At 44.0% G+C, this 16,751-nt stretch carries 15 protein-coding genes; 7 read left to right on the forward strand and 8 right to left on the reverse strand.

Features of this window, described 5'->3' with window-relative positions; genetic code table 11:
• The first annotated feature begins 13 nt into the window (after positions 1-13).
• Positions 14-220, forward strand: coding sequence for a type II toxin-antitoxin system Phd/YefM family antitoxin (locus QUB52_RS23210; protein ID WP_265238444.1), 207 nt, complete (start codon positions 14-16; stop codon positions 218-220).
• A 139-nt stretch (positions 221-359) separates the two neighbouring features.
• Here QUB52_RS23210 and QUB52_RS23215 read toward each other — a convergent pair whose 3' ends face one another.
• The 4 genes from QUB52_RS23215 to polA all read right to left on the reverse strand — a co-directional run bounded on the left by QUB52_RS23215 (position 360) and on the right by polA (position 6,613).
• Positions 360-2,075 (reverse strand): sensor histidine kinase, encoded by a 1,716-nt coding sequence (locus QUB52_RS23215; protein ID WP_265238446.1) that lies wholly within the window; start codon positions 2,073-2,075, stop codon positions 360-362.
• Between the two features lie 259 nt (positions 2,076-2,334).
• Positions 2,335-2,856 (reverse strand): hypothetical protein, encoded by a 522-nt coding sequence (locus tag QUB52_RS23220; RefSeq protein WP_265238448.1) that lies wholly within the window; start codon positions 2,854-2,856, stop codon positions 2,335-2,337.
• 111 nt (positions 2,857-2,967) lie between these two features.
• Entirely contained in the window at positions 2,968-3,540 is a 573-nt protein-coding gene (locus QUB52_RS23225) for a thermonuclease family protein (RefSeq protein ID WP_265238450.1), read from the reverse strand.
• 13 nt (positions 3,541-3,553) lie between these two features.
• Positions 3,554-6,613 (reverse strand): DNA polymerase I, encoded by a 3,060-nt coding sequence (polA, locus tag QUB52_RS23230; protein WP_332975082.1) that lies wholly within the window; start codon positions 6,611-6,613, stop codon positions 3,554-3,556.
• A gap of 226 nt (positions 6,614-6,839) precedes the next feature.
• Between polA and QUB52_RS23235 the strand changes: the two genes are divergently transcribed.
• On the forward strand, positions 6,840-8,225 hold the full coding sequence (locus QUB52_RS23235; protein WP_332975071.1) for a J domain-containing protein: 1,386 nt from the start codon (positions 6,840-6,842) through the stop codon (positions 8,223-8,225).
• A gap of 109 nt (positions 8,226-8,334) precedes the next feature.
• Here QUB52_RS23235 and QUB52_RS23240 read toward each other — a convergent pair whose 3' ends face one another.
• Entirely contained in the window at positions 8,335-8,493 is a 159-nt protein-coding gene (locus QUB52_RS23240; RefSeq protein ID WP_332975073.1) for a hypothetical protein, read from the reverse strand.
• Positions 8,475-12,509 (reverse strand): EAL domain-containing protein, encoded by a 4,035-nt coding sequence (locus tag QUB52_RS23245; RefSeq protein WP_332975074.1) that lies wholly within the window; start codon positions 12,507-12,509, stop codon positions 8,475-8,477. The genes QUB52_RS23240 and QUB52_RS23245 overlap by 19 nt, the downstream gene beginning before the upstream one ends.
• A 909-nt stretch (positions 12,510-13,418) precedes the next feature.
• On the opposite strand from QUB52_RS23245, the gene QUB52_RS23250 reads away from it, so the two are divergent.
• From QUB52_RS23250 to QUB52_RS23265, 5 genes are all read left to right on the forward strand, one after another.
• Positions 13,419-13,793 (forward strand): DUF1257 domain-containing protein, encoded by a 375-nt coding sequence (locus QUB52_RS23250; RefSeq protein WP_265238461.1) that lies wholly within the window; start codon positions 13,419-13,421, stop codon positions 13,791-13,793.
• Positions 13,794-13,998: 205 nt separating this feature from the next.
• Positions 13,999-14,256: a hypothetical protein gene (locus QUB52_RS23255; RefSeq protein WP_332967286.1), complete on the forward strand. Its 258-nt coding sequence runs from the start codon at positions 13,999-14,001 to the stop codon at positions 14,254-14,256.
• Positions 14,257-14,404: 148 nt separating this feature from the next.
• Entirely contained in the window at positions 14,405-14,527 is a 123-nt protein-coding gene (locus QUB52_RS29320; RefSeq protein ID WP_375339804.1) for a type II toxin-antitoxin system ParD family antitoxin, read from the forward strand.
• Between the two features lie 250 nt (positions 14,528-14,777).
• On the forward strand, positions 14,778-14,975 hold the full coding sequence (locus QUB52_RS23260) for a hypothetical protein (RefSeq protein ID WP_332975075.1): 198 nt from the start codon (positions 14,778-14,780) through the stop codon (positions 14,973-14,975).
• Positions 14,976-15,100: 125 nt separating this feature from the next.
• A complete protein-coding gene (locus QUB52_RS23265; protein ID WP_332975076.1) occupies positions 15,101-15,352 on the forward strand; it encodes a ParE family toxin-like protein in 252 nt (83 codons plus the stop codon).
• A gap of 219 nt (positions 15,353-15,571) precedes the next feature.
• Here the strand turns inward: QUB52_RS23265 and QUB52_RS23270 are convergent, their stop codons facing one another.
• Both QUB52_RS23270 and QUB52_RS23275 read right to left on the reverse strand, forming a co-directional pair.
• Entirely contained in the window at positions 15,572-15,778 is a 207-nt protein-coding gene (locus QUB52_RS23270; RefSeq protein ID WP_332975078.1) for a hypothetical protein, read from the reverse strand.
• Positions 15,779-15,885: 107 nt separating this feature from the next.
• Positions 15,886-16,446: a hypothetical protein gene (locus QUB52_RS23275; RefSeq protein ID WP_332975080.1), complete on the reverse strand. Its 561-nt coding sequence runs from the start codon at positions 16,444-16,446 to the stop codon at positions 15,886-15,888.
• Between the last annotated feature and the right edge of the window lie 305 nt (positions 16,447-16,751).

Here is a 16,751-nt window from a genome sequence, read left to right on the forward strand (position 1 = left end):
GGAGGAAATATCTATGATTCCATTACATCCTGAGTTTATCACCAAAAACGGCAAAAAAGAATTTGCAGTGATACCTTATGAAGAATTTGAAGCACTCCAAGAATTAATTGCTGACATAGAAGATTTGATTGATTTGAGGGCCGCCAAAGAGGAAGACGCAAATCAGCCTTCTATGCCTTTAGCAGAAGTGAAGAAAATGTTAGGATTACTCAATAATTAATCCGTAGAATTATGGCAAAAGTCGCAAACTATTTTAAGTAATTGAGCGGATATGATATAACTCCTAACTACTGTCAACTATCAACTGTCAACTATCAACTGTCAACTGTCAACTGTCAACTGTCAACTGTCAACTGTTTTCATGCTTGCATCACCACACGTTCCGGGAGACTGACAATAAAAGTTGAGCCTTTCCCGTCCTCGCTTTCGACACTAATTTCGCCACCGAGAATTTGACACAAGCGCTGGCTAATTGTCAATCCCAAACCCGTGCCTCCATACTTCTTGGTAGTCGAAGCATCAGCTTGAGTAAAAGGCTTGAATATCTGCTCTAATTGCTCGTTCGTCATGCCAATGCCTGTATCCCTGACTCGAAAAATCAAAACTTGAGAATTGTAGTTTGAACCAGAGTTAAAATCTTTATTTTTCTTTCTTTTCGTCTGTTTAACTTTTTCATTTTTAATTCTTTCCACCTCGATAGTAATCACCCCTTTTTCAGTAAATTTGGCAGCATTGCTGAGCAAGTTTAGGAGAATTTGCCGCACTTTCGGTTGGTCGGCGTACATTGTGCCGAGTTCGCCTTGGATTTTCAGCGCTAAAGCATTGCCTTTTTTCTCTACTAGCGGTTGAGCCGTAGTCATCACTTCTTCAATCATTGTCGCTACGTCGAAGTTTTCCAAATAAAGCGTGACGTGCCCAGCTTCTATTTTGGAAATGTCGAGGATGTCGCTGATCATGTCGAGCAAATGTTTGCCTGCGATTTGAATTTTTTCTAAGTCGGGGAGAAAATCTTCGGAACCGGAATCTTGAGCATCTTCTTGCAGCATTTCGCTGTAGTTGATGATGGCATTGAGGGGAGTACGCAGTTCGTGGCTCATGTTGGCGAGAAATGCACTTTTCGAGCGGTTGGCAGCTTCGGCTGCTATTTTTGCTTCCTGCAAGTCTTCTGTGTATTCCGCTACTCTTTGGATCAGTTCGTTAAGGGAAGTTGCTAGCATTCCCACTTCGTCGGAAGTGGTAACGGGTACTTGCAGGTCAAAGTTTGATTCTTCTGTCACTCGCTGAGCGATGAGGGTGGTGGCTTGTAGTGGTCGGGCGATCGCCCTGCTGGTGTATATTGCAAGTAAGGTAGCGATACCGGCCGATACCAACAGAGAACCAACCAGAATCAGAGTTCCGAGTTGTTCAGCTTTCTCGTAGGTTCTAAATGCCTTGTCTGCTTTGTCCCGAAAATTGCCAGCGAGTTTGGCTGAATCCTGCGAAAACTGTTCGAGTTTAAAAGCATTGCTCCCAGTGGCCAAATTATACAAGTTCCGCTGGAATAGCTGCCGCTGCTGCAGATTCAAACCAGATAACTTCGCATTCCCCAGCAGTTTCTGGACTTGTTGGAAGTAAGCTTCTACTGTCTTGCTGTTGGCTTTGGCGAACTCTTGAATCTCTTGGTAATCTTTGGCAACATCGGAATTAGTAGTCGGTGGCTGGCTTTGCAGTTGTTCTAGCTGTCCGCTCATCTGAGCAACACGAGTCAGAAAATCCGATCGTTCGCGATCGAAAATTTGCGGTTGTCCCATCAGATTCAGCAGCAAGAGCTGCTGAATTCTGACTTCCTGCGCGGTATTATTCAGATTGGTCAGGATTTCGGCTTTATCTCGGTCGATCGCCAGTTTTTCTCTAACTTGCTGCTTATGATAGGATTCTACTCCCCGTCCCGTCACAGCACCCAAAATCGCAATACCAATGACCAAGGCGTATCCGCAGCCGATTTTCTGCCGGATACCCAAGCGACCCAACAGACTTTTAAAACCTATTGGAGGATGGTTCTGGGGTTGATTTTTCGAGGCTAAGGTTGAAGACATGGGGAATTTACTCGTCACCCTGAGAGGCATTATCTATATTCTAATTGATGCCTGCGTGAGGGTAAATAAAGTTATGACTTTAAACCAAAATTCGGCAATTATGGGGTCTGTGCAGGGTTCCACAGCTCGATCTGCTTGACAGTTGGGAAGAGTTATGGTTAACAAATTATAAGTGGCGGGTTATAAGTTGCAAGTTACGAGTTAGATTTTTGATTCAAGACTCAACTTAACTTGCAACCCACAACTTATCGGTGTTCCTCTACTGGCAAAGTTGAAATTGTGCTATCTTAGCAGGAAGTTTTGAAGCATTAGGTACGCTAGCAGAGGTAGAAACGAAGATTCCCATCCCGAAACTGCAACCCTCTGCGTTGTTGCATTCCCCAGGCTTGGCAGTCAGTTGATATTCGCCTTGGGATGGAGGAGTAAAAGATATTGTCACGAGTTCACCTGTCTTTTGACTCGCTGCAATTTGTTGACCGCTGGCATCTGTGAGAGTTAGGTTTAAATCTTTGCAGTTGCCGTCGCAAGTAGCAACAAAAGTATACTCTATATCAGGATGCAGCGTTGCTCTAAAAGGAGATGACACTTGCTTGCGAACTTGGGCTAGCAACGGCACAAATACTAACTTTTGACCGTTGCCTTTCCGCTGCTCAACTTCTGTTTTTAAGCGACAAACAACCGTTTTTTGGTCATTGGTTAGTTCTTGAGCAATAGCATTGCCTGCGATTGCAGTACCGAGGAGTAGGGCAATGCCCGAAATAACTAAATGTTTGATCTTCATTGATGTCCCGTAAAATTAATTTTGGGTGATTGCAATAGACCGCTTTTGTCAGCAGTCGATTGATTTATCTGGAGCCTATCACATTTGTTGACTAAAGTTTTAAGTTTTAAATTATTTATCGCTGTGCCGAAATTCCCAAGCGGGAACAAACTTAGAATCTCCCCAAACACCGCGGCGATTTTTCTTGGCTTCGGCTTCCGCTTGTTGGACAACAGTTGCACTCGGACAGTTTTTCAAGTATGGACGGTAAACCATTGCTAATCCTTCGCGCAGCAAAACTTCTTGAGCAAATCTGCCGTTTGGCAAGCGAACTTCGCTAATTTTTCGGCCGTAACGGTCAGTATCAGTGACTGTCAAAACGACTCGACCGCCCCCTTCTTTGACTAGCTGCTGCATTCTTTGCTCGGCTAGATTTCCCCACTTGAACTGATTTTTTTCGGCTGCTTTTTTACTATTTTTTTCGGCGTTGGTGTGGGCAATTTCCGGTGCATCTACGCAGGCAAAACGCACTTTGATATCCTTGCCAGCGGCATCGGTGGCAACAAGTGTATCGCCGTCGCTGACTCGTTTTACAGCATAGTTATTCGGCGGTAGCTTTTGAGGACAGCCGGAGAGTAGGAATAGCAGAACAACTGCGCTCAAGCTGGTGATTGTAGGGGAAATGGGGATTTTATTTTGCCTCATAATTCTCTATTTTTTATTTTGTTTCCATCCAATTTTGCCCCGCGTGAATATCAACTATCAACGGTACGCTAAGCGGCAGAGCATTTTCCATCGCAGTTCTAATTTTCGGCTGCAATTCTTCCCATTCATCCGGTGGGACTTCAAAGATTAATTCATCGTGAACTTGCAGCAGCAGTCGCGCCTGATAGTTTTGTAAAATTTTGTTGACCTCAATCATGGCAAGCTTAATGATATCAGCACTGGAACCTTGAATGGGAGCGTTGGCGGCGGCCCGCAAAGATTGGGCGTCATTTTTACTGAGGGACTTAAGTTGGCTGGGGTTAATTTCTTCGGGGTTGTGGCCTTTCAAGCGGCGGAGGCTGCCATGCTCCTCGAAGTTGAGATAGCGACGACGACCTAGTATAGTGGAAACATAGCCAAGGGCGATCGCACTTTTTTTCACACCCTCCAAAAATTCAAAAACCTTACTGTAACGCTCGTTAAATCGTTCAATAAACTTTTTACCATCTGCGGAAGATTTGCCCATCGAACGACCAAACTTAATCGCCCCCATACCATAAACTACCCCAAAATTAATCGTTTTGCCAAACCGTCTTTCATCGGGAGTTACTTCCTCCTTTTCAAACAGTAGTTGAGCCGTCAGGGTATGCACATCTCGGTTATTTTGGTAAGCTTCTATTAACACAGGTTCTTGACTCAAATGAGCCAAAATTCGCAGTTCAATTTGAGAATAGTCAGCCGACACCATCAGCCAACCAGACTCCGGCAAAAAAGCCTTGCGAATTTGCCGCGAAAACTCGGTACGGATGGGAATATTTTGTAAATTTGGATTGGAAGAAGAAAGGCGGCCGGTACCAGTTGCAGTTTGGTTGAAATCTGTATGCACTCGCCCGGTATCTGCACGCACTAACTGCGGCAAAGCATCGACGTAGGTTGATTTTAATTTAGACAATGTTCGGTGTTCTAATAAATCGTCTACAATCGGATGGTCTCCTTGCAATTTATCCAAAACAGCCGCGTCGGTAGAATATCCAGTTTTGGTTTTGCGAGACTTTTTCTGAAATTCATCGGGGATTTTTTCTAACAAGATTTCGCTGAGTTGTTTGGGCGAACCTAAATTGAATTTTCTCCCCGCTGCTTCATAAGTATTTTCTTCGAGTTGTGCTAATCTCTTTTCTAGCTGCTGGGATAGTTCTTGCAGATACTCTGAATTAATCCGAATTCCGCAGTATTCCATTTCTGCTAAAATTGGTTCTAAAGGCTGTTCTACTTCTAGCAGTAACCCGTGCAAAGTTTTTTCGGGAAGGCTAGCTTGATCAGCTTTATCCAATTCGGCTTTAAGTTTACTTACTAACCCAAATGTGGTGTGAACATCCATGCCGCAGTAGTCAGCTACTTTGATAATACTGATGTCAGCAATTGTTTTGTTTTTCGGTACTAATTCCTTGTAACTTTCTGCGACAATGCCTAAGTATTTCCTTGACAATTCGCTGAGACTGTGGCTGGTTTCTGGGTTGAGTACGTAACTGGCTAGCATGGTGTCAAATACGACTCCGGCGAGTTTGATTCCCTGACAGCGTAGGATCGATCGATCAAATTTAGCATTTTGCAGCGCCTTCGGATAACTCTCGCTTTCCAAAATCGGACGCAAAGCATTTAAAACCGTGGCTTTGTCCAAATTTGTGCCCGTTTTATGTCCCGTGGGAATGTAAGCTAAATCTTGTTCTCCGGTTCCCCAACAGCAGCCAATTCCGACTAATTCGGCGTCTCGCGGTTCTAAGGCGGTGGTTTCGGTATCCCACGCCACGGGTGAGGCTTTGTCTGTGAAAGTTTGCAGGAGTTCGACTAATTCGTTTAACTGTTCGATTGTTTGAATTATTTGCGGTTTAATTGGCAGTTTGTTTTCCTGCTGGGCGGCTTTGGTGTCAGAATAACTCCAAAACCACAATTCGTCTGCTTCTGAACTTTCAGAATTTGCAGCGGAAAAATCACTTGAATTATCAGCATTAGACAATTCAGAGACTGTAAATTCTCCCTTTTTCCGAACATCCGTTAAATCCGTTAGAGAATCCGCTGCCGAACCGCCATCCGTTAAATCCGTTAAATCCGTTAGAGAATCCGCTGCCGAACTTTCTTTTTCCGAACCGCCAAAGCGCTTTTGAATTTGCTTAACTTTGCCTAAAAAACTTTTAAATTCCAACTTTTCCAGCATCGGAATCAAAGCTGCTTCATCAAAACCTATCAACTGACAATCTTCTAAGTTGACTTCTAAAGGAACTTCTTGAATAATTGTCGCCATGCGCTGAGAATGATAAGCAGATTCCTTACCTTCTTCGAGCTTTTTCTTAGTTGCGCCTTTGAGTTGATCGATGGCTGCATAGATGCCATCGAGGGTATTGTAAGCTTCCAGTAATTGCAGGGCGGTTTTGTCGCCGATGCCTTTAACTCCGGGAATGTTATCGGATTTGTCACCGCAGAGGGCTTTGTAATCTATTACTTGTGCGGGCAAAATACCGAGTTTGGCTTTGACTTCTTCCGGGCCGTATTCTTGGGATTTGCCTTTTCCCGATCGCCTAAGTTCATCTGTACTCAAATATAGTACGCTGATTTGCTTCTCAGTTTCTACTAATTGGAACAAATCTCGATCGCCCGTGAGGATTTTCACCCGATAACCCGCGGCGCTGGCTTTGTTGGCCAAAGTTCCCAAAACATCGTCGGCTTCGTAGCCCGGAGCGGTGAAGGCTGGTAAATTGAAATAGGTAAGGAGTTCTTGGAGGTTTTTGAGATCCGGGATAAAATCTTCGGGAGTTTCGACGCGACCGGCTTTGTAAGTTTCGTCTGCTTCGTGGCGAAAAGTGGGCGTGGCGAGGTCAAAGGCGATCGCCATGTACTCCGGTTCATGAGCCGCCATAACTTCCAGCAGAGACTTGAGAAAGCCAAAACAGACGCTGGTGGGAATGCCTGTCGTAGTTCGCAAACCTCCGTCTCGACTTTTGGCAAAGCCGTAGTAGGAACGGAAGGCCAGGGAGTGGCCGTCAACTAAGATGAAGGTAGGAGCTTGATTTTCAGACACTGACACAGATGGCGATCGCACGAAACAGCTTTATCATTCTACTCATTTGTCATACCTGTTTGAAAATAGCATCTAACTGCAAACAAGCTCTAAACCCTTATATAATCAGTCATTCCCAATTCTAAATTCTCAAATCAAAAATCGTGCGACGCTCGCGATAGCCGAAGTCTCAAACCTCAAATCGCTCGATCGGCATAATGTGCAGCTTGGCTCAGAATAGTAGAAGATGTTACGTGCGATTCACGCGCGGGATAGCTTCGCTTCACGCAAATTTACCAACACCTGCCGATCGAAGCTTATGGGTGATATTAATCGATGCTACGAAATCCTCGAAATTGAGCCTGGAGCTTCCCTAGAAGAAATTAAGCACGCTTACAGGGATTTAGCCTTTGTGTGGCATCCCGATCGGTTGCCCCCAGGCGATCGCCTGCAACAAAAAGCCCAACACAGATTAACCGAAATTAATCAAGCTTACCAGGAATTGCTGTTGTTTCTGAGTCAACCTGAACCAAAGTCGATCGACCAACAGCCACCGCAGCAGCCACCACCACCTGCGGAAAAGCCTCCAGAAAAGCCCCTGAGAAGGCGTTCTGGAAAATCAGCCGGTAGAGTTGGTTCCCAGCGCAGTCACACCCGCCCCAAAGCCGCATCAAAAAAAACTCAAACTCAAAACAAGCCCAAAAGCAAAAAACGATTGACAACTCAAAATCGCCCAACGTCGCGGGGAAGAAAGCAATCCCGGCGCAGCGTGGCGAGGGAAGCGTGGCTATCTCCAAACTATCCAAACTTTACCCAGAAACGGAAACAAGAATTTCCGACTCAATACTCAAAACCGTGGCTATCTCAAAAATCTTCAAGCTTCCCTTGGGGGCCGCTGGCGATCGCAGTTGGGAGTTACGCTGTGACAGGCTACATTTTGACGAAATTTGAGGTCCCGATGTGGATGTGGACTTTAATCTGTGGTGCCGATTGGCTGTGGGCCGCGATTTTGCTGGCGGAGGGTTCGGCAACGCCTAGAGTGTGGCTGGCGGCGTTAGTTTTGGCTGGAGCGGTGGGGGGGGCGATCGCAGGTTTTCAGGCGGGAGGAATGGTAACGGGGGCTGTCTGGGCGCTAGTTGGAGCTGGTTTGGGGGCGATCGCCAGTTCCGAGGCAGAGTCTCGCGCCGTAGCTGTAGTTTTGGCCGCGGCGGGAGTGGCGACAGTGGTGGGATTGATTGCTGGGACGGGTTCTGGGGATTGGCGGAAGGCGTTAGTTGTGGCGGTGTCTTGGGGGATTGTTGGTTTGACGTGCGGGCTGGTGGCGGAAGTAGCTGTTAATTTTCGCGGATCTAAGGGGCTTGTAGGTTTGATCGGGCTGGGAATGGGGGCGTGGGCGGGGGTTTGGGCTGGGGCGGGTTCGGAGGCTTTGGCTGGGGCCTTGAGCATTGCTGGATCTAAGACTGTTTATGGGGCTTGGGCTGCGATGGGGATGATTGCGGGAGTTGTGGCGCGGATGGTAGCTGGTGAAAGGTCGATCGCCACTGGCCGCGGGCTGTACACATTTATCTTGTTAGTCGCTACTTCTGGTTTTGGGCTGTGGTTGGGAAATTGGTTGGTTGGTCGCATTTTCTGAATTAGTCATTAGTCATTAGTCATTAGTCATTACCGTAAGTTTCCTGGTTTACGCATCGGGGGCTAGAAACCCGGTTTCTACGAGTTTTTTTTGTTGAGTCACGATAAATCTACAAAAAAACCGGGTTTCTGAGGTTGCAAGTGCGATCGGCAAACACTGAAACCATCGCTTTTCTTCCCTCTTCCCTCTTCCTTCTTCCCTCTTCCTTCTTCCCTCTTCCTTCTTCCCTCTTCCCTTTTCCTTCTTCCTTCAGCATAACTCCCAGCACTTATCACTTTTCAGTAGGGCTTCAAACTCAGCACTTGGCAAAGCCTGACTGAAAAAATGACCTTGAATTTCATCGCAATCGTGCTCGCACAAAAAAGCCAGTTCCGGCTGATTTTCTACCCCCTCAGCAATCACAGTCATGTTCATACAGTGTGCCATTTGAATAATCGCTACTGTAATCGCTGCATTTTGGCGATCGTCTGCAATATCGCGAATAAAACTCTTGTCAATTTTCAGCGCATCAAACGGAAAACGTTTCGGGTAACTCAAAGAAGAATATCCCGTACCAAAATCATCAAGTGCGAGCCTAATTCCCATCTCTCTCCACACCGTAAAAGCTTGAATTGCTGCCGTTTCATCTTGCAAAATTAGACCTTCCGTCAATTCTAATTCCAAACATTTAGGATCGAGATTAGTTTCTCTCAATATCTGGCTGACTCTCTCTGTCAAATTTTTTTGCTCAAACTGGCGGGCTGACAAATTGACAGATATCCGCAGCGGAGGCAAACCCTCTATTTGCCAAGCTTTAGTTTGCATACAAGCAGTCTCTAATACCCATTCACCCAGCGGCGAAATCAAGCCCATTTCTTCAGCCATTGGAATAAATTCCCCCGGAGAAACTCTGCCCCTTTTTGGATGATTCCAGCGCACCAAAGCTTCAGCACCAATAATCTTCCCTGTTTTAATTTCTATTTGCGGCTCATAGTAAACTTCAAACTCCAAGCGTTTTAAAGCATTGCGAAGACAAGTTTCTTGAGTAAATTGATTGATAGAACTATTGGCAACTTTTGCCGTATAAAATTTATATTTATTGCCACCTTCTTGCTGAGAATTGTACATTGCTACATAAGCATTTTTCAGCAATTTGTCTCCATCGTTGCCGTCTCCCGGAGATAAAGAAATGCCGATACTTGCCGTGACGTAAAGTTCCGAGCCTTTGACAATGATAGGTTGGGCTACAATATCTAAAATGTTTTGAGCAATCTTGCCAGCATCCTGTTTTTCGGCAACTGGTTCGAGTACAATTGCAAATTCGGCAGCTTCTAAACGAGCCACAAAATTAATCTTCTCCGTGCAGTTAGTCAGCCGCTCGGCAACTTTGCAAAGTACGGAGTCGCCGATATCGTGTCCCAAGGTACTATTAATCCGGTTAATTCTATCTAAACTGAGAGTCACAACTGGTATCATTACTGGCAATGCTTTTTGCTTGTCTAATACCTGACTTAGCTGCTCCCGCAACAGCGCACGATTGGGCAAATTTGTTAAACAGTCGTGCTGATGTCGGTGGAGAGCTATTTGAATAGTTGTGTGCAAGTTTTTTTCCTCAAAGGGTTTCACAATATAGCCGAAGGGTTTGGTTGCATTGACGCGCCGCAAAGTTTTTTCATCAGCATAAGCTGTTAGATACACTACCGGGATCTGAAATCGCGATCGAATTTCTTCTGCTGCTATAACACCGTCTATTTCTCCTTGCAGGTTAACATCCATCAAAACTAAATTCGGTCGGATTTTGGCTACTGATTCAATCGCTTCTTCTCCCGAATAGACAATATCAGTTATTTGATATCCTAAAGATATTAAACTGTCGGAAATGTCTTCTGCAATGATGCTTTCGTCTTCTACTATTAAAATTTTTTTAGTTGACATTAATTTCTTTCCTCCGATTCCTATTGGTTTGGAAAATGTTATTTGAAAAGTCGTGCCTGCTGTTTCTAATAGTTCTATTTTCCCCCGAATTTGCTTGACTAAAGACCCGACTAGCCGCAAACCGAGTGTTCGGGCCTTGCGATAATCTAACTCTTGAGGAAAACCAATGCCACTGTCGCTCACGGCTAGCACGCAAACTCTATTTTCATCTAAAGTAAAATCTATTTTAATTTTACCTTGAACTTGTCCTGTAAAAGCATATTTGAGGGAATTTGTCACCAGCTCGTTGATAATCAATCCGCAAGGAACTGCCGTATCAATATTGAGAGAACACGGCGCAATATTTGTTTGCAAATTGACGCCTTCTGTAGGAATTTCATAAGCTTGGAATAAATTGTGGGCGAGATTTTGGATGTATTCAGCAAAGTCAATGTTTGACAAGTCTTTGGATTGATACAATTGTTCGTGAACTAGGGCCATCGATCTGACTCGGTTTTGACTTTCTTTTAACATTTCACTAACGCGGCTGTCTTGGATGTAGCGGGATTGAAGTTTGAGCAAACTGGAAATAACTTGAAGGTTGTTTTTGACGCGGTGGTGAATTTCTTTGAGGAGGACTTCTTTTTCGGCGAGGGATGCTTTGATGCGATCCTCGTCGCGCTTGCGGCCTGTAATGTCCCGCACTACTGCTTGAATTATTTTGCGCCCGTTAATTTCCATTGCATTTAACAGCACTTCTGCGGGAAATTCTGAACCGTCTAGCCGTTTGTGTACCCAGTCAAAGCGACAGCTACCTGTTTGCATTGCTGTGGATATTCTCTGTGCTGCTAGACTGGATGAGTCTTGTCCGCTAGGCTGAAATGGCGGGGAAAATTCGCTAGGTTTCTTGCCGTAAAACTGTTCTTTATTTGTGCACCCAAATATTGCTAAGGTGGCGGGGTTGCAGTCAAAAAAGTTTTGTTCTTCGATCAGCATTACTGCGTCGCTTGTGGCTTCGTAAAGGCTGCGAAATTTGCATTCAGACTCTTGCAGAGAAGTGATTAATTGGGTCTTTTGAAATTCCGCGCGTTTGCGGTCGGTAATGTCTATTCCTACAGAAAATGCTGCGCTTCCTTGATGATATTTCTGACCTACTATCAAATAATTTCGGATGCTGCCGTTAATTTCTACGTCTATTTCTTGCGAGGTTTGCTGAGATGAACTGTCAAAAAAGTTTCGGATTAGTTGTCCAAAAGTCGAGCCTTTGTCGAGAAAGTTGATTTCTTGACCGACAAAGCTTTCAGGAGACCGTTTGAACGAGGTTGCTAAGTGCTGGTTGACTTCAATATACCGCAAATCTGAACTTACCCAAGAAATTAGTCCGGGCACGGCATCCAAGACGGCGCGAAGTTGGTCTGTAGCTTCTTGGAGTGCTTCTTCTGATCGCTTGTGATCGCTAATATCTGTCGCCGTTCCGCACAGGCCTAACATCGCACCGTTTTCAGCTTGGTTGACGATGCTGTTGACGCGCAGGTGGACGGGAGTACCGTCTTTGCGGATGTGTACTGTTTCGTAAGCAGAATTAAAGGTTTCTGGCTGAATGCTGGTTCTAGCTAAAAGTTGCCCTAATATTTCTATTTGTCGATGTTTTTCTTCGGGATACAAAAAGTCAGTGAAGCGGCGGCCGATCATTTCTGGCGGTTCATAACCGTAGATGCGTTTGGCGGCGGAATTGACAAAAGTTAAGAGGCCTTGAATATCGATCGACCAAATCAACTCTTGGGACGTTTCTACAAGGTTGCGGTACTTTTTTTCGCTGTCAGCAAGTGCTGCATTCCAGACTGCCGTTTGCAGAGTAAGTCGGGCTTCTAATTGTTGATTTGTTGTTGCCAGAGTTGCGATCGACTTTTTGTACTCCGTAATCTCAGTAGAAACACCGACAGCGCCGATAACCTCGCCGTTTCCATCTCGCAGCGCTGTCGATCGAATTTCGTGCATAAAATGCCCCTCTCTGGCATTCCAAGTGCGATCGTTTCCTGCTAATACCTGGGCAATATTTTCTAAGATATCTGGCTGGCTGCTGTAAAGTTCAAAAATCGACAGCCCAACAGATTCACTTGGTTTGATTCCCAAATTTTCCAATCCTTTGCCTGCTGCAAGGGTTAACCTACCGTCTTTGTCGGTTGCCCACAGGAACATCGGCGCACAACTGACGGCGGCGTGCAGGGTTTTGTTGGTAAGTTTTAGCCGATCGATTTCTGCATGAAGCCGATCGCGGGTGTTGTTTAATTGTAGCGTTAGTCGATCGACTTTTTCCTGCCAACTGGCAGCACTGTCGCACATTTCTGCGGCATTGCAGGAAGGATAGATGGATTGGTTGCAGTGTGACATGGTTACTATGGGATGCACAGTATATTTAATCCCAGCCTATTTTTTAATCATAACTTTTTAAGTGAAGTATTACAGTTCGCTGTGATACTCATCCGATGAAGATGCAATAATTTAAAGATAGTTTAAAGGATTCATAAATTGTGGCTTCCCCAGTTGTGTGGCGACTATTCAGAAATTAACAATAAGCTGAATAAGGCCGATAAATCCGTATTTTTACGCCAAGTATGTGTAGTGATTAAAAAAAAAATTACAATTCTCGGCTTGCACAAGACATAAAATTATAAAGTTATTATATTAGTTTGAGTAGATTCACGTACTCATCAATGGGAGATCTAGAATGGGGAGTCGGGAATTGAGAATTGAGAATTTTTAACTCTTTAACTCACAACTAAAAACTTTCCCTCTTCCTTCTACGTTCTTACCTTAAGTGTTCCGATCTTTAAATTCCAAATTTTGATAGTATTATCTTTTGAACAAGTGGCGATATTTTGACCCCGCCCAAAAACTGATACAAGCCCCCGAATTAAGTCGTAATCCCAAAATTTTAGACCCAAGTTAAAGCTCCCAGATTCATCTGTGGAGTCAATTCTAAAATCTAAAACTTGTACGAAGTCGAAGCATCTAAAATCTAAAATAGACTGAATGTGGGGACTGATGGCAACTGTCGGAATTTCGGCTTTGTATTCGATGGATGTGTGCCGCTTCGCACGGTGGGAAATTTGAGGTTCTGCACTTACAGAACTTACGGACTCTTGAGCAAGAAACCCGTGTCTGGTTAGCTGGCTCGCGATCGAGCCCAATATTGATTGTAGAAACCGAGTTTGTTTGCTGAGGTGTTGCATTTATTGACGGCTGGCATTTGTACTATTATAATCAAATCAGCGTTTCACACAAAAATCCGAAAGTGATATGTCACACTTCACAACGATCAAAGTTCAGATAAACAACGGCGAATTGCTGCATCAAGTGTTGGAAGAGTTGGGTTATCAAGTAGAGTGCAATGTGCAGGTGCGGGGTTATCATGGCGACAAAACTAATGCCGAGTACGTAATTCGGCAATCCAATGGTTACGATTTGGGTTTTCGCCGCAGCGGAGAGGATTATGAATTGGTGGCAGATTTTTGGGGAGCTCGAATTAACCAGCAGGAATTTGTTAATTCAATTAGCCAAAAATACGCGCGCAAAAGTTTGATGGCGGCGGTACAATCTGAGGGTTTTCATGTTGAGGAAGAGGAGACTTTGGCGGATGGGACGGTGAGGATTGTTGTGGGTAGATGGGTTTAGGACTCGCGCTTGATTAACTCGCAAGCTATTTGGCATTTAAATTGAAGATGGATCGCGGGCTTTCTGGCCCGCGCCACAAAAGTTTAATTATTTATTTGCTACGAAACAAGTATTCCGATGCAAACGAAAACGATATTATGGGAAGGTTTGGAGGATTGAGTAATGGCATTTAGTAGGGTATAAACAACTATTACCGCAGGAGTTCATGCTAAGAACTGTTGAAAATGTTTATCAGAACGGACAAATTGAACTAACGGATGTCCCGTCTGATGTGAGCGATCGCGCGCAGGTGCTCGTTACCTTTCTCGATCCTGGTAAAATCGTTCGTGTAAACTTGCGCGAGTCGATCGAACAACTGGAAACAATTGCAGGTATCCAGCAAGGTTTTGAAGAACTCAACGCGGGAGTTACTCGCCCTCTGAGTCAGTTTGCACGAGAAATGCAGCAAAAATATGAATTTTAAGGTTGAGATTGTGCCACTGGCTGAATCAGAGGGCGATCGCGCTGATCGGTGCTTGCGATCACGAAAATTGATGAATGGGATAGAATTAGAGCAAACGGGTAAAGAACGAACATGAGTATTACTCTGACGAGCAGCAAGCGAGCAATTCATCCAAACTAAGCTAGAAACTGGCAAATATCGATCGGCGCAAGAAGTGCTGGAAGTTGCCTTACGATTGTTGGATGAGATCAGGGCGATCGGGAATGGATCGAATCTGTACGAGTTAAAATAGATGCTGCTGTCGCCGTCTCCGAACATACTCCACCGATTGATGGCGAAACCTTTATTGTAGGGATTTTGGATCGCTTTCGGCAAGCACGCGAGAGTCAACAATGAAACGCTATCTGATCAACGTTCTCGCCACCCAGGATCTCAATGAAATTGCTGATTATTTCACTACCAATAATATCCATTGGTGTAGCTGTTATGATATAGTACCTAATAATTACGAGCTAAAATAGGAATAAACAAGCTATTTACCTATGAGTATTACAGAGATACAGACAGCGGTGAAGCAACTTTCAAAAGATGAACTCGCAGAGTTTCTCGAATGGCTTGACAACTTCCAAGAGTCCCTGTGGGATAAACAAATCGAAGAGGATCTAAAAGCAGGCAAATTAGACTCTTTGATTCAACAAGCAGAAAAAGCATTTAATGAAGGAAAATGTCAGGAAATTTGACGCATTTCACAACGCCTGAATTTTGGGAACTTTACCGTCAACTGCCGATAAAAATTCGGCGTTGCTTAATCAGGGTATGAAATAAATAATTTTAAAATCCAGAAGCTTTGTAGACGCTGGTTTTTATGAATTGCATATTTAGCCTTTCATACCGTAAATCAGCAACGCCAAAAATTCAAGAACTGGCGGACAAAAACTATGAATTACTCAAGGTGGATTCAAAGCATCCATCACTGCACTTCAAGCGGATTGGTAGTTTATGGTCGGTGAGAGTAGGCAGAAACTACAGAGCGTTAGGTTTTGACAAGCCCGAAGGGGTTTTGTGGTTTTGGATAGGTTTTCATGGTAATTATGATGCGATACTCGATCGCAAATAGCGCAGACTGAATATTATCAATACTTCGGACAGAAATTGTCTTAATAAATTTAGGTGTGTAGCGAGATATCTAGTCCTAAATCCGGTTTCTGGGAAGTATGCAAAGCGTCAGAAACCGGGTTTCTTACGAAATTTAGGTTGGGTGGCGAGATATCTCGTAAGAAACCCGGTTTCTGGGAATTATGCACAACGCTTGAAATATCTCCTTTCTTTAGCTTCACTAAATTGGCTCTCCATCTTCAATGGTGTAAATATCAGGCTCATCTTGCAGGAATTGAAAGGCTCCTCCGCTTTGGGCTAACTGGGTTATTTCCACAATGGAAGGATAGGGGATGTTGCTAAACAATTTTGCTTTTATTAGCAATTGCTCCTCTTCTGAAAGTGTCTGAATGATTTGTACTAAGGATTCAATGAGTTGTGTGTTCATAGCTTAAAATATGTGGCGATATTTTATTTTACTGCGATCGGGCAACCTTCGACGATTATAACAAAAAAACTAAGTGCGATCGACTAAAATTCGCAAATAGCGCAGACTTACTCCTCAAAATCTACCTGCTTAACCACATCTAAAGGTAGTTCTAGCACCTCTGCAATTTGGTCGTCGCTCAAGCCAAACTGCCGTAATTTACCAATTTTTTCAATATTAGCTCGATTCTTGTTATGCAAGTCAGGATTTTCGGGCTGACTTTTCTCTGGGGTAGGAGTAGTTTGTTCAGGGCAATTGTTGATAGAACCTATACTTACACTGTTTTTATTATGAGTGTTTTTATTACCTAAAGTTATATTTACATTTATTTGTCGTTCTAAAACAGATTCAAGATTACTTTTCTTAACTTGTTCGCCAAAGACATCAGATAACGTTTGCAAAAGCTCGTGACTGACTTTTTTAACGTGCTTGTCGCTATAACCATGAGTTTCTGCAACATCAGCATACTTTTGATTCTTCAGTATTCCCGCGATAATTCTGCGCTGCAAGTCATTTAGACGTTTTCCTGTCTTGGTACAGACAGCTTCATCGACAAATTGCACTGTCTGAGGAATATCCATAGGTGGCTGAGTGAGATGGGTATGGTTACTATAACCAACTTTTACCAACTTTTACCAACTTTTTGCAGATTGGATCGCAATTTTAGGAAGATCCAACTTTTTCCAACTTTTTTTGCTGTTCAGTTTGTGGGCGATCGGTATAGCATGGATAAAGCAGACACAGGCATCTTACTAGAGTGTTTATTGACAGGTGTGTAGTTGCACCTCAGAGCTAAAAAGCATTTCGTCACATAGTCTAACACATCAATTTTGTGGGAATAATAAATGGCAATACTAGCAGGGCAAGCTCATCTAATTTGGTATAAATTGTACTTGACAAAAAGGCAATGATCGGGTGTGCACCATTTAATGAT

The sequence above is a fragment of the Microcoleus sp. A6-C6 genome (assembly GCF_036705955.1).
Taxonomy (GTDB): domain Bacteria; phylum Cyanobacteriota; class Cyanobacteriia; order Cyanobacteriales; family Microcoleaceae; genus Microcoleus.

What these genes read in the sequence shown, in the direction of transcription:
- QUB52_RS23260 (WP_332975075.1), top strand. Translation starts at nt 14,778, where the DNA reads ATGAGTATTACAGAGATACAGACAGCGGTGAAGCAACTTTCAAAAGAT.
- QUB52_RS23235 (WP_332975071.1), top strand. Translation starts at nt 6,840, where the DNA reads ATGTTACGTGCGATTCACGCGCGGGATAGCTTCGCTTCACGCAAATTT.
- QUB52_RS23210 (WP_265238444.1), top strand. Translation starts at nt 14, where the DNA reads ATGATTCCATTACATCCTGAGTTTATCACCAAAAACGGCAAAAAAGAA.
- QUB52_RS23250 (WP_265238461.1), top strand. Translation starts at nt 13,419, where the DNA reads ATGTCACACTTCACAACGATCAAAGTTCAGATAAACAACGGCGAATTG.
- QUB52_RS23245 (WP_332975074.1), bottom strand. Translation starts at nt 12,509, where the DNA reads ATGTCACACTGCAACCAATCCATCTATCCTTCCTGCAATGCCGCAGAA.
- QUB52_RS23215 (WP_265238446.1), bottom strand. Translation starts at nt 2,075, where the DNA reads ATGTCTTCAACCTTAGCCTCGAAAAATCAACCCCAGAACCATCCTCCA.
- QUB52_RS23220 (WP_265238448.1), bottom strand. Translation starts at nt 2,856, where the DNA reads ATGAAGATCAAACATTTAGTTATTTCGGGCATTGCCCTACTCCTCGGT.
- QUB52_RS23270 (WP_332975078.1), bottom strand. Translation starts at nt 15,778, where the DNA reads ATGAACACACAACTCATTGAATCCTTAGTACAAATCATTCAGACACTT.
- QUB52_RS23265 (WP_332975076.1), top strand. Translation starts at nt 15,101, where the DNA reads ATGAATTGCATATTTAGCCTTTCATACCGTAAATCAGCAACGCCAAAA.
- QUB52_RS23225 (WP_265238450.1), bottom strand. Translation starts at nt 3,540, where the DNA reads ATGAGGCAAAATAAAATCCCCATTTCCCCTACAATCACCAGCTTGAGC.
- QUB52_RS23255 (WP_332967286.1), top strand. Translation starts at nt 13,999, where the DNA reads ATGCTAAGAACTGTTGAAAATGTTTATCAGAACGGACAAATTGAACTA.